14 protein-coding genes and 1 pseudogene are annotated in these 14816 nt (G+C 40.3%); 12 read left to right on the forward strand and 3 right to left on the reverse strand.

Translation table 11 applies throughout. From position 1 onward, the window contains the following. Positions 1 to 124 precede the first annotated feature (124 nt). On the forward strand, positions 125 to 1483 hold the full coding sequence (gene glnA, locus MF646_RS10570) for a type I glutamate--ammonia ligase (protein WP_250096460.1): 1359 nt from the start codon (positions 125 to 127) through the stop codon (positions 1481 to 1483). A gap of 160 nt (positions 1484 to 1643) precedes the next feature. Next, the gene (locus MF646_RS10575) at positions 1644 to 2696 is read left to right on the forward strand and encodes a tetraprenyl-beta-curcumene synthase family protein (protein WP_250096461.1); all 1053 of its coding nucleotides are present in this window, start codon (positions 1644 to 1646) and stop codon (positions 2694 to 2696) included. 46 nt (positions 2697 to 2742) lie between these two features. Here the strand turns inward: MF646_RS10575 and rarD are convergent, their stop codons facing one another. Continuing rightward, on the reverse strand, positions 2743 to 3693 hold the full coding sequence (gene rarD / locus MF646_RS10580; RefSeq protein WP_250096462.1) for an EamA family transporter RarD: 951 nt from the start codon (positions 3691 to 3693) through the stop codon (positions 2743 to 2745). Positions 3694 to 3792: 99 nt separating this feature from the next. On the opposite strand from rarD, the gene pgmB reads away from it, so the two are divergent. The 9 genes and pseudogenes from pgmB (at position 3793) to MF646_RS10625 (ending at position 12891) form a co-directional block, all read left to right on the forward strand. Next, complete coding sequence (gene pgmB, locus MF646_RS10585) at positions 3793 to 4470, forward strand: beta-phosphoglucomutase (RefSeq protein ID WP_250096463.1); 678 nt, start codon at positions 3793 to 3795, stop codon at positions 4468 to 4470. Between the two features lie 87 nt (positions 4471 to 4557). Continuing rightward, entirely contained in the window at positions 4558 to 6006 is a 1449-nt protein-coding gene (locus tag MF646_RS10590; protein WP_250096464.1) for a glycoside hydrolase family 32 protein, read from the forward strand. 399 nt (positions 6007 to 6405) lie between these two features. Beyond that, positions 6406 to 7806 carry a sucrose-specific PTS transporter subunit IIBC gene (locus tag MF646_RS10595; RefSeq protein ID WP_250096465.1) on the forward strand — a complete coding sequence of 467 codons (1401 nt, stop codon included), beginning with the start codon at positions 6406 to 6408 and terminating at the stop codon, positions 7804 to 7806. A gap of 177 nt (positions 7807 to 7983) precedes the next feature. Then, entirely contained in the window at positions 7984 to 8652 is a 669-nt protein-coding gene (locus MF646_RS10600) for a uracil-DNA glycosylase (RefSeq protein ID WP_250096466.1), read from the forward strand. A 264-nt stretch (positions 8653 to 8916) separates the two neighbouring features. Next, positions 8917 to 10182 carry an ammonium transporter gene (locus MF646_RS10605; protein ID WP_250096467.1) on the forward strand — a complete coding sequence of 422 codons (1266 nt, stop codon included), beginning with the start codon at positions 8917 to 8919 and terminating at the stop codon, positions 10180 to 10182. Between the two features lie 3 nt (positions 10183 to 10185). Next, positions 10186 to 11187, forward strand: a complete 1002-nt coding sequence (locus tag MF646_RS10610; protein WP_250096468.1) for a DUF294 nucleotidyltransferase-like domain-containing protein — start codon at positions 10186 to 10188, stop codon at positions 11185 to 11187. Between the two features lie 7 nt (positions 11188 to 11194). Then, entirely contained in the window at positions 11195 to 11935 is a 741-nt protein-coding gene (locus MF646_RS10615; protein ID WP_250096469.1) for a 3'-5' exonuclease, read from the forward strand. Between the two features lie 27 nt (positions 11936 to 11962). After that, positions 11963 to 12235, forward strand: a pseudogene (locus tag MF646_RS10620) (MerR family transcriptional regulator); the annotation flags it as partial. 368 nt (positions 12236 to 12603) lie between these two features. After that, complete coding sequence (locus MF646_RS10625) at positions 12604 to 12891, forward strand: DUF5327 family protein (RefSeq protein WP_250096470.1); 288 nt, start codon at positions 12604 to 12606, stop codon at positions 12889 to 12891. A 204-nt stretch (positions 12892 to 13095) separates the two neighbouring features. Here MF646_RS10625 and MF646_RS10630 read toward each other — a convergent pair whose 3' ends face one another. Further along, a complete protein-coding gene (locus tag MF646_RS10630; protein WP_250096471.1) occupies positions 13096 to 13716 on the reverse strand; it encodes a GNAT family N-acetyltransferase in 621 nt (206 codons plus the stop codon). A 110-nt stretch (positions 13717 to 13826) separates the two neighbouring features. Here MF646_RS10630 and MF646_RS10635 point away from each other — a divergent pair, with 110 nt between their 5' ends. Beyond that, positions 13827 to 14198 carry a DUF423 domain-containing protein gene (locus MF646_RS10635; protein ID WP_250096472.1) on the forward strand — a complete coding sequence of 124 codons (372 nt, stop codon included), beginning with the start codon at positions 13827 to 13829 and terminating at the stop codon, positions 14196 to 14198. A gap of 62 nt (positions 14199 to 14260) precedes the next feature. Here the strand turns inward: MF646_RS10635 and gerQ are convergent, their stop codons facing one another. After that, complete coding sequence (gene gerQ, locus MF646_RS23425) at positions 14261 to 14800, reverse strand: spore coat protein GerQ (protein WP_250096473.1); 540 nt, start codon at positions 14798 to 14800, stop codon at positions 14261 to 14263. Positions 14801 to 14816 lie beyond the last annotated feature (16 nt).

Here is a 14816-nt window from a genome sequence, read left to right on the forward strand (position 1 = left end):
CTGTACTTTCATATTCTATGTGAGATTATCTGACATACCCGTTGCGTAAAAGCTAGTAACCCCTTAAAGTAAAACATAACAAATTGATGTCACATAACATTACATGAAAAGGAAGTGTTTAAAAATGGCAACATCTACACCGACTAGAGAAAGTTTAGTTGCAACTATTAAGGAAACAATCGAGAAAAAGAATGTAGAACTTCTTCACGTACAATTTGTAGACATTGAAGGAACTCTTAAACATGTTACAGTTACTGCTGAACAAATAGATCAAGTAATCGATGGAAAGGTAATGTTCGATGGTTCATCTATTACTGGGTATACACCTATTAATGAATCTGACCTTTACCTTGATCCTGACTTAACTACATTTGCTGTATTACCTTGGACTGAGCAAGAAGGTTATTCAGAAGCTCGCTTCTTATGTAGCGTAAAAAAGCCTGATGGTTCTGACTTTGACGGCGACCCACGTAACGTTTTGAAAAAAACAGTTAAGCGTGCAAAAGACCAAGGTTATTCAATCAGTGTTGGACCTGAGCTTGAATTCTTCTTATTCAAGACTGACGAAAATGGCCAACCAACATTAGAAACTCAAGATGTGGGTGGTTATTTTGAACCATCTCCAAAAGACCTTGGTGAAAAAGTACGTCTTGAAATCTATAAAGCTTTGAAAATGATGGGCTTCACAATCGAAGCATCTCACCATGAAGTAGCAATCGGTCAACATGAGATTAACTTCAAATATGCTGATGCATTAGGTTCTGCTGATGCTGCAACAACATACAAGTGGGTTGTTAAAACAGTTGCTCAGCAATTTGGTTACCATGCGACATTCATGCCGAAACCACTTGCTGGTGAGAACGGAAGTGGAATGCACGTAAACATCTCTCTATTTGATGACGAGAAGCAAGAAAATGCTTTCTACGATCCGTCTAATGATCTAGGATTATCTGAAAAAGCATACCAGTTCATTGCTGGTCTAATGGAAAATGTTAAGGATTTCGTTGCAGTTACAAATCCATTAGTAAACTCTTATAAGCGTTTAGTACCTGGATATGAAGCGCCTTGCTATATCGCATGGTCTGCATCTAACCGTTCTGCGCTAATCCGTATCCCAGCAACTCGTGGTGCAGGAACTCGTGTAGAAATCCGTTGTCCAGATCCATCGGCTAATCCTTACTTTGCATTTGCTATCATTGCAGCTGCTGGTTTGGATGGAGTAGATCGTGACTTAACAGTAGTTCCAGCTACAAATGCTGATATTTTTGAAATGAGCAAAGAAGAGCTAGAAGCTCGCGGAATCGAAAACCTTCCTACAAGTCTAGAAGCTGCAGTTGAGCGTTTTGCAACTGGGGAAATCGGCCGTCAAACATTTGGTGAGCACGCATTTAATGAGTATGTAGCATTAAAACGTGCTGAGTGTGATGACTTCCGTTTAGCTGTTACAAACTGGGAAGTTGCAGCTTACCAAGCTAAATTCTAATTTAATAAATAAGAAGGCAGTTGAGAATCCTCAGCTGTCTTTTTTTAGTTGTTTAGGTCACTGATCAAAATATACACATAAAAAATTTGGTAATGTGTAGGATGTGAGTTGGGCATACTTTTTGAAGTAGACAATCAATTGGCAGATAGGAGGTAACACCTTGAAAGCTCCAACGAAACCATGGACTTTGCTATATAGAATTTATCGGGAAGTGTTGCCGGATGCTCACTATTACTTACGTGAATGGAAGGAAAAAGCAAAGGCTATACCAAATGACGAGTTACGTGAACAAGCGCTTGCTAGCTTAAAAGATAAAGCATTTCACTGTGAAGGTGGAGCTGTATATGGACTGCTTGCAAGAGAACATCGCAATAAAATTATCCGCTTTATCGTGGCGTATCAAACGATAAGTGATTATTTAGATAATCTCTGTGACAGAAGTACGTCATTAGATGAAAAGGATTTCAGAGCACTTCATCAGTCGATGTATCATGCTTTGAGTCCAGGGGTGAAGCCGGAAAATTATTATCGTTATCGAGAAGACCAAGATGATCGAGGTTACTTAGCTTCACTTGTGAAGACTTGTCAGGAAGTTCTTTTAGAGTTGCCTGGTTTTAAACATGCTAAGGTGCCTATGCTTCAATTGGCAGAATACTACTGTGATTTGCAAGTCTTTAAACATGTGGAGATCGATAAACGTGTTGGGTTATTGGAGGAGTGGTTTGAAAGGCATAAAGAAGAGCTTCCTCCTATGACGTGGTATGAGTTTTCGGCTTGTGCAGGGTCTACATTAGGTATTTTTTGCTTTGCTGCTTATGCGGCTAATGGCGAGATGACAAAGGAACAAGCAGTGCTGATCAAAAATGGATATTTCCCTTGGGTTCAAGGCCTGCATATTTTACTTGATTATTTTATCGATCAAGAAGAAGACCTTGAGGCAGAGGACCTGAATTTCATTTTCTATTATGAGTCGAAAGAAAAAATGGTTGAAAGGATACGTCATATTAGAGAAAAAGCAGAAGAAAGCATTCGAGGTCTTCCTGACTGGAAGTTTCATCGTCTTATTAATAAAGGGTTAATTGCCATTTATTTGGCTGATGAGAAAGTACAAGCTCATAAGGAAATTAAAAAAACAGCTAAACAATTTATTCGTTTTGGCGGTTTACCGACTGTATTCTTTTATTTGAATAGTTGGATGTACCGCCGGGCATAAATCTTTTAAAAGCAGTCGAGAGAATTCTCGACTGCTTTTTTGAGTTTTATGAGGCTTTTGGTTCATGTTTCGTATTTGTTTTACATAGTTTGCTAGTCATCTTTTTAAAAGCAGTTGTTTTCGACGTTGTGAAGATGAACAGTCCAACCCATATAAAGAGAAACGCAATTAGTTGAATTTGAGAAAACGGTTCCTTGTATAAAAAGATTCCGATAAAAAGCATAATCGTTGGTCCGATATATTGGAGAAACCCTATCAACGATAAGGAAATTCGTTTTGCTCCGATAGCAAATAATAAAAGAGGAATCGCAGTTACGGCACCAGCCCCCATTAATAGCCACGTTGTTTCTGTTTGCAATGAGCCAAAAGATGGGGAGTAAGCTGCTTGCTTAGATAACCATAATAAAAACAATAACGCAAACGGAGTCATTAACAATGTCTCGATCGTAAGACCAATCATGGCACCTGTATTTACCATCTTTTTAATGAGCCCATATAACCCAAATGATACGGCAAGAATAAGTGCCGCCCATGGGACAACTCCATAAAAAATGGTCATAACAGCTACTCCAATAAACGCTAACCCAATAGAAATACCTTGCCAGCGAGTAAACCGCTCCTTTAAAAATAGCATCGCTAAAAGAACGTTAATTAGTGGATTGATATAATAACCTAAACTAGCTTCAACGACACGATCGCTGTTAACTGCCCAAATAAAAACAAACCAGTTTAACGTAATAAAGCAAGATGCTAAAATAATAGCAACAGCTGAACGAAAGTGGGTAAAGATATAAATGAATTCCCTCCAGCTTGAGCGAAGTTGTTTTCGAACGGTTAAAATAAGAATCATAAAGACCAATGACCATACAATTCGATGAGCTAGCACCTCGCCAGGAGAAACAGGTTCAAGGAGCTTCCAATACAAGGGGAGAATACCCCAAATTAAGTAGGCGAAAGTTGCCGCCAATACACCTACTTGATGCTCTGATTGCTGCATAGTTCAACTTCCTCTCTGATGATGTAGCTCTATTTTACACAAGTTAACAATCAATGCCTATAACTTTTTTCGACTTACTAAATAATAAGGGGGATATTTGTGAAATCAATAAAAGCAGTTATTTTTGATATGGACGGAGTCATTTCAAATACCGTTCACTTACATTACCATGTTAATAAAAAAGTGGCTGATCGGCTTGGTATTTCTTTTAGTGAGGAATGGAATCAAAAGCTGCAAGGGTTAAGCCGGCGAGCGACAGTACAAGCGATCGTCGACAAGTCGGGTTTGGACTTATCAGATGACGAGTTTGAACAGTGTTGCGAAACAAAAAATAGTCATTACATAGAATTAATCAATCAATTAACCGATAAAGATGCCAAACCTGGTATACGCTCCTTTATCGAAGACTTAAGAGGAATAGGAATGACAATGGTCGTTGCTTCAGCAAGTCAAAATGCAAGCAGAGTGTTATCAAGACTTCAACTGCTTGATTATTTTGCTGGTGTGGTTGACGTCACAAAATTAACACGCGGCAAGCCTGATCCGGAAATTTTTCTAAAAGCAGCGGAAATGGTTGATGTTTCACCAGCTGAATGTGTGGCTATAGAAGATGGAGATGCCGGCTTAACAGGTATTTTACAAACAGAAATGTTTTCTGTAGGCGTCGGGAGTGAGCCATCTTTAATAAGAGCAGACCTTACGTTGTCCCAAACGGAAGAATTAACCGTTGAAGTACTAGAAAAAGCACTTAATAAGCAAGAGAAAACGCTTTTTTAGCTAGTTTAGTCGCTTTAGACCAGTTGCCAAAATGTAAGAAGCTACGATACGATGATTTCACAAAACTAGATAGAAGGAGCTAATACTATGCCAGATCTAGATCAACAATTACGCAGTCAAGCATATGAGGAAGTAGAAAAGTATAAAAAGGTTGTACAAGCAGATCCGTATCGTTTAGCGTATCATGTAATGCCGCCGGTAGGATTGTTAAATGACCCAAATGGCTTTATCCAATTTAAAGGTGTGTACCATCTATTTTATCAATGGAATCCATTTAAAACAGAACACGGTGCAAAGTTTTGGGGACATTACTCTTCAAAAGATCTAGTGAATTGGGAGCATCATGATATCGCCCTTGCTCCGAGTGATTGGTTTGATAAAAATGGTTGCTACTCAGGCAGTGCAATTGAGCATGACGGAACGATGTATTTGTTTTACACAGGGAACGTAAAAGATGAAAACAACAACCGGGAATCGTATCAAGTCATGGTAGAGTCTAAAGATGGCCAACACTTTGAAAAAAAGGGTGTTGTGCTTCGTCTCCCAAAAGAGTATACTCCGCATTTTCGCGATCCAAAAGTGTGGAAGCATGGAGAATACTTTTACATGGTTATTGGCGCGCAAAGTAAGGATGAAACAGGAAAAGCTGTTCTATTCCGTTCGAGTAATTTAGAGAACTGGGAGCATCTTGGTCCGATTGCAGGGGCACATGTTGGTATTTTTGAGGATTTTGGTTATATGTGGGAGTGCCCGGACTTGTTTGATCTTGATGGACAAGATGTATTAGTCTTTTCCCCACAAGGATTAGAACCAAGTGGAATCTACTATCAAAATCTCTACCAAGCGGGATATGTTGTTGGGAAACTGGATTATGATTCAGTTGAATACAAGCACGGGGAATTTATTGAGTTAGATCGTGGCTTTGAGTTTTACGCGCCACAAACAACGGTTGATGACAAAGGACGCCGTATTATGATCGGCTGGCTTGGATTGCCTGAAGAACGTGAAGATGCCCATCCAACGATTGAGCATAAATGGATCCATGCCATGACCTTGCCAAGAGAGTTGAAACTAGTCGATGGAAAGGTTTATCAACTGCCAGTTGAAGAGCTAAAAGAGTTGCGTGGCGAAGGGGTAAAACATGAAGCTGTTGAGCTTGGTAATAAGGCTCAAGCATTTAAAGGTGTAGAAGGGGATGTGTTAGAAATCAACCTTGAGACACTAGAGACGATAACAAATGCAATGACGATTCATATTCGTAATCATGCAAATCTCGTATACAATCCAACTGATAAGCTATTCAAGCTAGACCGTATTAGCTATGTTGATGGGGAAACAGTGGAGGAGAGATTTTGCCACCTTCACCAATTAAAGAGCCTACGCATCTTCATTGATACATCTTCCATTGAAGTATTTATCAATGAAGGCGAAGAGGTGTTTACAGCTCGCATCTATCCAGATGTTGAGGAAAAAGGAATTTCGTTTGCGGCTGAAGGTACGGAAAAAGTGACGATAGAAGCTTGGGAATTACGGTAATATAGAGAGACTTGCTTACGGTTGTAAGCAAGTCTCTTTTTCGAAGTTTATTGGTATTAAATGCCAAGTAAAGGTGATTCCCTGTTATAATGATGTTACAAATTTGATAAAGAAGGGCCTCTTCACAAATTAAAAATTTCCCAATTAAAAAAGTAAGCAAAGGTTATTGACGAATTCGGTCGATAGTTGTAAACTGAAAGCGGAATCAATTAAATATGTGGGATTGTTACTGATCAAGCAGGCAAGACCTAAAATGGACAAACGGGATACGTGTATCTTTTGGATACGTATACGTTTAGGCCATTTTAGGTCTTTTTTTATTGTTATATATGGATGAGAGCGAGTAACCATTTCACATTTGATTAAAATAAAAATATCTAGGAATGGGGGCAATACATGATGGATACGAAAAAAGTAGCTAGTGAACTAGTTGAACTTTTAGGTGGAAAAGACAATGTAATTAGTGCTACACACTGTGCCACTCGCTTACGTATCGTTTTAAACGATGATGATAAACCAAATAAGCAAGCAATTGAAGAACTTGATGGAGTAAAAGGGGTTTTTAGTGCTTCTGGACAGTTTCAAGTTATTTTCGGAACAGGTCTTGTTAATAAAGTGTATGGTGAGTTTGCAAGCATTACAGGCGTTGGCGCAAAGGATACTGATGGGGGAGAAAAACAAGTTGATCACAGTGATGCGGCTAAAAAGAAAATGAATCCGCTGGCTCGAATCGCTCGTACGCTTTCAAATATCTTCGTGCCAATTATCCCGGCAATTGTTGCAAGTGGTTTGTTAATGGGACTGCTTGGAATGATGACAGCATTTGAATGGGTTGCACCTGACAGCCCTTGGATCTTATTTTTAGATATGTTCTCAAGTGCTGCGTTTATTATTTTACCGATCTTAATTGGATTTAGTGCAGCGAAAGAATTTGGAGCTAACCCATATCTTGGAGCTGTTCTTGGTGGAATTATGACGCATCCAGCATTACTGAACCCTTGGATGCTTGCAGATGCAGTACCAGAGTCAATTGTCTTCTTTGGAATGAATGTTGAGTTACTTGGTTATCAAGGAACGGTTATTCCGATCCTGCTTGTTGTCTATATAATGAGTAAGATTGAAAAAGGACTACGCAAGGTTGTTCCTAATGCAATTGACTTGCTAGTTGTTCCGTTTATAACAGTAATTTTAACAGGATTTATTGCGATGCTATTTATCGGCCCGCTTGGTACGTGGCTTGGAAATGGACTAACTTGGAGCCTTGATTTTATTTATAATACAGCTGGAATCTTTGCTGGGCTAATCTTTGGTGGACTTTACTCAACAATTGTTATTACTGGAGTTCATCACAGCTTCCATGCAATTGAAGCAGCACTTATTGCTGACTTAGGTGTTAACTTCTTACTACCAATTTGGGCAATGGCTAACGTTGCACAAGGTGGTGCAGGTCTTGCAGTATTTTTCTTAACGAAAAATAAGAAAGTAAAGGAAATTGCCCTTCCTGCATCGTTCTCGGCATTCCTTGGAATTACAGAGCCTGTCATTTTCGGTGTAAACTTACGCTTCATGCGTCCGTTCATTGGAGCAGCGATTGGTGGTGCATTAGGTGGAGCGTACGTCGTCTTCATGAACGTTTTTGCCAATGCATATGGATTAACAGGAATCCCGATGATTGCCATTGCTGCACCATTTGGAACTGCCAACATTATCAATTACTTAATTGGAATGTTAATTGCAGTGACGGGGGCATTTGCTGCAACTTGGATCCTTGGCTTAAAAGAAGATACTACGAAAAAGTAATAGAAGAACTCGTTTCCGCTTTTTGCGGGGGCGAGTTTTTTTGTTGGGGAAAATCTTGTTTGGACAAAAAGTGGCGAAGTTTCGACAGTAAATGGACGATCTTGGACAGGATGCAGCTAACGGCCGATTAAAATACGATCTATGCTAAACTAATGAAGTAGTAAAGGAGTGACGTACATGAGGAAACTAACTGCTGATTGGAAAGATGTCATTGGCGATGAATTTGATAAACCATACTTTAAGGAGCTTGCGGAGTTTTTGATGGCAGAATATGAAAATCATACGGTCTATCCACCGAAAGAAGAAATCTTCCAAGCATTAGAGTGCACACCTTTTTCAAAAACAAAAGTTGTCATCTTAGGACAAGACCCTTATCATGGACCCAATCAAGCACATGGTCTTAGTTTTTCTGTTCAGCCTACAGAAAAAATTCCGCCTTCATTAAAAAATATATACAAGGAGCTGCACACCGATCTTGGCTGTGAGATTCCATTAGACGGTTCACTTATTACATGGGCGAGGCAAGGAGTACTCTTATTAAATACTGTACTCACTGTGCGTAAAAAACAGGCGGCTTCTCATAAAGGACGAGGGTGGGAAACCTTTACCGATGCGGTGATAAAAGCGTTAAATGAGCGAGAGCAGCCTGTCATTTTTGTATTGTGGGGCAAACACGCTCAATCGAAAAAAGCGATGATTACAAATGAGATCCATACAATTATTGAAGCGGCACATCCAAGTCCTTTTTCTGCCCATCGAGGGTTCTTCGGGAGCAAACCATTTTCACAAATCAATCAAAAATTAAAAAGTAATGGACAAGACCCAATTGAGTGGAGTATGAAGTAATTGTTAAATTTTACAAGTGAACTAGATAAAAATGCATTTCCTACACAAAAAAGTGTAGGTTTTTCTGTGTGATTCCATTTTCATTGAAACATAAGTGAGGGTACGGTAGTAAGCCTTTACATAAAAACAGCTTGATTTAAAAGTGTGTCAGAATATCTGACAATAGAGTAGATTCAGAATATTTCGTACGTATAATTAGAACTAACAACAGATGTTAGCTTCTCTGACGCTAACGTGTACACATTTTAAAGGGGGCAGAAAGAAATGACTGAATTAGCACTTATGGATAATTTATGGGTAATGATTTGTGCAGTCTTAGTTCTTTTCATGCAAGGTGGATTTATTCTTTTAGAAGCAGGTTCAACGCGAATGAAAAACGCGGGCCATATTGCCGGAAAAACAATCTTCACAGTCGGGATTGCTTCATTAGTATACTGGGCTGTAGGTTGGGGATTTGCTTACGGTGAAGGAAATGCCTTTATCGGAATGTCAGATTTCTTCTTTGGAGACTTTTCAACAGCTGAGGAAGGGTTAGTTGGATCAGTTGATTTCTTCTTCCAAGTAATGTTCGCAGCAATCGCATTAACAATCGCTTTTGGTGGATTTGCAGAACGTGCTAAATTATCAGCATACATCGTTTTCGCAGTACTATTCTCAGCATTTGTATATCCAATCGTTGCACACTGGATTTGGGGTGACGGATGGTTAGCTGACTTAGGAAAGCAAGATTTCGCAGGTTCTACAGTAGTTCACTTAACAGGTGCCATGGCAGCACTTGCAGCTACAATTCTTTTAAAACCACGTCTTGGTAAATATAACAAAGACGGCTCAGCAAATGAATTAGCTGGTCACAACCAAGTTTACACAGCTCTAGGGGTTCTAATTCTTTGGGTAGGTTGGTTCGGATTTAACGCAGGTAGTACATTAGAAGTAGCAGATGCATTCTTTGGTTATGTAGCACTTAACACACAATTAGCAGCAGCAGCTGGTGCAGTAGCAGCACTATTCATTGCATGGGCAATGACAGGAAAATCCGATGTGCCAACTATGTTAAACGGTGCATTAGCAGGTTTAGTAGCAATCACAGCATCTTGTGCATTCGTTGCTCCTTGGGCAGCAGTTGTTATCGGTATCGTTGGTGGTTTAATCGTATTCTTCTCAATGAAATTCTTTGATAAAGCACGTATTGATGATCCAATCTTTGCATTATCTGTTCACGGTGTAGCTGGTGTTTGGGGAACTGTTTCAACTGGTTTCTTCGCAACTCCTGAGCTTGCAGCAATGAACGGTGGAACAGCTGGTTTATTCTACGGTGGTGGACTTAGTCAGCTTGGAGTTCAAGTATTAAGTGTTGTAGCGTGTGGTGCGTTCGCATTTATCGCTTCTTACGTTTTATTATTAGTTACAAAAGCTGTATGTGGCGGCCTTCGTGTATCTGAGGAAGAGGAAATTGTCGGTCTTGACCTTAGTGAGCACGGTAGCTACGGTTATCCTGAGAGCATGCCTGGAAGCGAAAAGACAGGAGCTTAATGGATGGCAGGGGCAAAGAGTTATCCTACCTTTAATGATAAAGAATGGGACGCGGAACTTCGCCTTTTATTCGAAGAACGCACAAATACCATTCATAAACAGGAGCATACCTCGGCCTCTCTTCAAGAAAGTCATGAACAGATCATAAAAAAAGCGGTGTGTCTCGCTCTTAAAAAGACAGAAAGTGAGTGGGGCAAACCGCCCGCTCACTTTGCTTTCTTTTTAATGGGAAGCGGAGGCAGGCTTGAACAGTCATTTTGGAGTGATCAGGATCATGGACTTATATATGAAAGCAGCAATGAAGAGGATGCATCGTACTTCCTCCATCTAGGAAGAGACATTGTTTACGCTCTTGAAAAAGCAGGGTACGAACGCTGTGACGGAAATGTGATGGCATCAAGCCCCAAATGGTGTTGTTCCTATGAAACGTGGGAGGAGCAGCTTAAATATTGGTTGAGAGAAGATAGGTGGGAAACACTCAGATATACACTGACGTTTGTTGATGCTAGGTCTATTTATGGAAAACATGAACTAGTCAAGCGGTTAAAGCAAGCAACTTTTCAATTCATTAAAACACAACCTAGAATGATAAAAAGATTAACCGATAATACAGGAAGACTAAAAAAGGGGATTGGACTATTTAATCAACTGCTTGTTGAAACAAAAGGTGTTCATAAAGGAAAGTTTGATTTTAAACAGATTGTTCTATTTCCCTATGTAAATGGTTTACGCTTACTAGCTATTGAGCAGCAAATTTTGTCAAGTTCGACGGTAGATAGGTTTCAACAATTACCGAGTGAGCATGACAATGTTAAAAAGATGAAGGAATCTTTCGAAAGACTATTAGAACAACGTGTGAAATGGCAAAAAGGTATTGAACAATACGAGCATATTCATCATCTTACAATAGAAAATTTAAGCAAGGATGAGCAGAGGCAATTAAAAAATTGGGTAAGAGAAGGACATAGGCTGTATCAGACTATAGAAAGGCTGCTAAAAGGGTGAATAAACGATGATAAATAATATGGTGCAACTAGTTAAGCAGTTGTCGAATCGATTAAGTCCCAATGTCTATACATCACTTCAACAGCAGTCTGATGCTGCCAGGCTTTCTCATTTACGTCAAATTCAACGTCAGTTAAAGCAAGAAGACGTTCTTGATCGCCCGCTCACTGAGCTTCCCTTTATTATTTTTGATTTAGAGACGAGTGGGTTTTATCCGGATAAAGGGGATGGCATTCTTTCAATTGGAGCTGTAAAGATGAAAGGGTGCGAGATTTATGAGGAGGATATATTTTATTCTACTGTAAAATGCTCGACTTCACCGTCAAATGAGATTTTAGAACTAACAGGGTTAACAGAGGAAGAATTAAGAGACTCTCCGCCACTAGTAGATGTGTTATCCGATTTTTATAAGTTTGTAGGACATTCAACACTAGTTGCCCATCATGCTTCTCATGAGAAAAAGTTTATGTCTCATGCAACATGGCAAACGTTACGAACAACGTTTCAACACCGAATCATTGACACATCCTTTCTAACGAAGATCGTCGTCCCAAAAAAGCTAGTGACGTTAGAAGAGTGTTGTGCTTATTATGAAATTCCCGTACAAAAGAGGCATCATGCATTAGAGGATGCACTCATTACGGCACAATTATGGCAAAAAAACATTCGGCTTGCGAAAGAGAAAGGGTTTGAGACATTACGAGATGTCTATTCTTATTTAGCAAAAGGTCGAATGTCTCAATTATAGAATGGTAGCGAAGGAGGAGGGGAGCGAGTGAAGTCAGATATTCCTAGACGTCAAGCATGTTTTCCCATCCGTGTAGTAATGGAGATGACGGACTTGTCTGCCCGACAAATTCGTTATTATGAAGAACAAGGGCTTATTAAACCATCAAGAAACGAAGGAAATCAAAGAATGTTTTCAGTAGAAGACATCGAACGTTTCCTCGAAATCAAATCACTCATCCAACAAGGAGTCAACATCGCAGGCGTCAAAGCCATCTTCGCATCAAGACAACAAAAAGAAGGAACTAATCAGAAACCTGATTAGCTCCTTCTTTTTGTTGTGAGGAGGACTATGATAAACTAGAGGCATAGAGGAAAAAGGACGATCTTCCCTTTTTCCTCTATGCCGAAGCGCTGAGCGGAGCCGCTGCAAGGTTTTAAAGCCTTAAAAGTGGGTTTCTTGTAAGGCGCGCAGCGAGAGAAGCCAGCGCCCACGATGTACGCACGATCAAGGCGAAAAGGAGCCGCCGTAAAGGTTTTAAGCTTTTTTGAGCGATCTTCTCAAAAAAGCGCACGGCGAGAGAAGCCAGCGCAAAGCATGTATGCACGATCAAGGAAAAAGGACGATCTTCCCTTTTTCCTCTATGCCTTACATAAATAAAAAAATCATCAAAAAGCGAGGAGAAAGAAATGAACATTCCAGCAAATCAAATTTGTGACCATATAGAATCTCAAGTGACAAAGCTTAGACAAGCCATCTCTAACGGAGATCAGGCAACGGTGCGTGAGACATCAGCGGTCATTGAAGCATACTGCAACTTATTAAAAGGCTCGGCGCCTGCTACAAAACAGGTGCCAATGCCGACACCACCCCAACAAGACTATGTGCTCCCAACTCAGCCGAGCAGCTTTGCAAAGCCGCTTGTTCAAAGTGGCGGTGAGATTGAAGAGAAGGATCGAAATATCCTCGATTTTTAAAGAAGGGATTGAAAAAGGGTGGTTTTCGAGACCACTGAAAAAGTCCTTTTTAGAGGATTCGAGGAAGCGCAATGGCTCCACACGTTGCGCGCCTGCTATGAGAAAACCACTCATAGCAGGCTTTAAGACAAAGCAACGGTTCCGCTCATTGCTTAAAGACCATTGAAAAAGGTCAAAACCATACCTTTTTCAGTGGTCTCATTGCTAAAGCTGGTCATTTCTCCATTCGACTAGCACCGCATAATCCAGTGACTCTTCATCTTCTAGATAGTTCGACATTACTTGGAGCGGGCGAAGGCCTTGTTTTAACATAAAGGTAAGGACAAGATCTTTTATTTCTCCTTTTTCGACAGCTTTTACATAGCTGTCTACATCAAGGTGTTTTGCATATTCGTGATAGTTTGGAATACGGCAACCGGCCATGAATCGTTTTAGACCAAGCTTTCTAACGGTCTCTTTTCGGGCTTCGTATAGAGCGCCGGCAATGCCTTTTCCTCGGTAGCTTGGTCTAACGCATAAATCGATCCCGTAAAGGCTATCACCTGCAGGGTTATGGCTTTTTTGTATGTAGCCATCATCTGCAACTTCTTCCCATGTGTGCGGCTTCCCGTCATAGGTAATGAGGAGAGAGGTAGCAGAGCCAACGACAACGTTATCTAATTCAGCAAGCAAAGCCCCTTCAGGGAACGTTGTGACATGGGCTTTAATTTGATCGCGTGACCACCATAAATCTTCTGGAAATGGGGGAGGGAATGCTTCTTTTTGAACATCTAATAATCCTTCAAAATCATCTAGGGTATAAGGACGAACGTTGATAGAGCTCATATGAAAAACCTCCTTTTGTTCTATTGTAGTAAAACGAACGTGAAATTTCACGTGAAGCACAAAAATGTTCTTTCGAAAAAAGATTTGATAATGAAAAGGAGTCGAATACAGTGGCAAAATTATTTTTATTAATAGGTAGTATTGTTATGGGACTGTCTGTTGCTATTGGCGCATTTGGTGCACATGGATTAGAACCTAGATTAACAGAACGTATGATGAAGAATTATCAAACGGGTGTACAGTATCACATGATTCACGGTATAGCGATTGTTGCCGTAGGGATTATTGCATTGAAATATCCGTTACCAGGTTTAAATGGTGCGGGCTGGAGCTTCCTAATTGGAATTGTGCTTTTCTCAGGGAGTCTCTATGCGATGGCATTAACGGGAGTCACAAAACTTGGGGCTATCACTCCAATCGGTGGGCTTGCTTTTATTGTTGGCTGGGTGTTGTTAGGGTTAGCTGTGTTAAGAGGGTTATAAAATGTAAAGCCCTGCTATGACTAAATGGTCATAGCAGGGGTTTTTTGTATGGATAAAAACAATCAACCATTAGGTCTTGGAGAATATGTTGCGAGTGGAGCTACTCCATCAAACGGATAATCATACTCAAGCTCCTCATCAAAGACAGCATAATCAAAGTTAACCATTAGAAGTAAGTACCATTGACCTGTTTCTGGATCACTTAAAATAATATGGTCACGGCCAGCTTCTTCTACACGTCCCCGGTACACTCGTGCATTCCATTCAGGGTTGTTTTCATACGTGAAATAGAATGTACCAATCTTACCTCGGTTTAACCTAAGGATATTCTCAATAAAGGATTGTTCAATTGGCAGCATTCCTGGTTCTCCAGGAAAGCCAGGAAAGCCAGGAAAGCCAGGGAAAGGTTGTTGTTGTTGTTGAGTGATTCCTGGTATTTGTTGATATTGATAAGCTTCAGCTGATGTATATGGAATTTGTCCGGGTGCTTGCTGTCCAGGAAACGCTTGCTGCTGTCCAGGGAAAGCCTGCTGCTGGTGCTGCTGTCCATACCCCGTTCCTGCTTGATGTTGTGGATACCATGGTTGTTGATTCTGATGCACATTGATCGCCCCTTTT

It is taken from the genome of Halalkalibacter alkaliphilus, assembly GCF_023555415.1.
Classification (GTDB): Bacteria; Bacillota; Bacilli; order Bacillales; family Bacillaceae_D; genus Halalkalibacter; species Halalkalibacter alkaliphilus.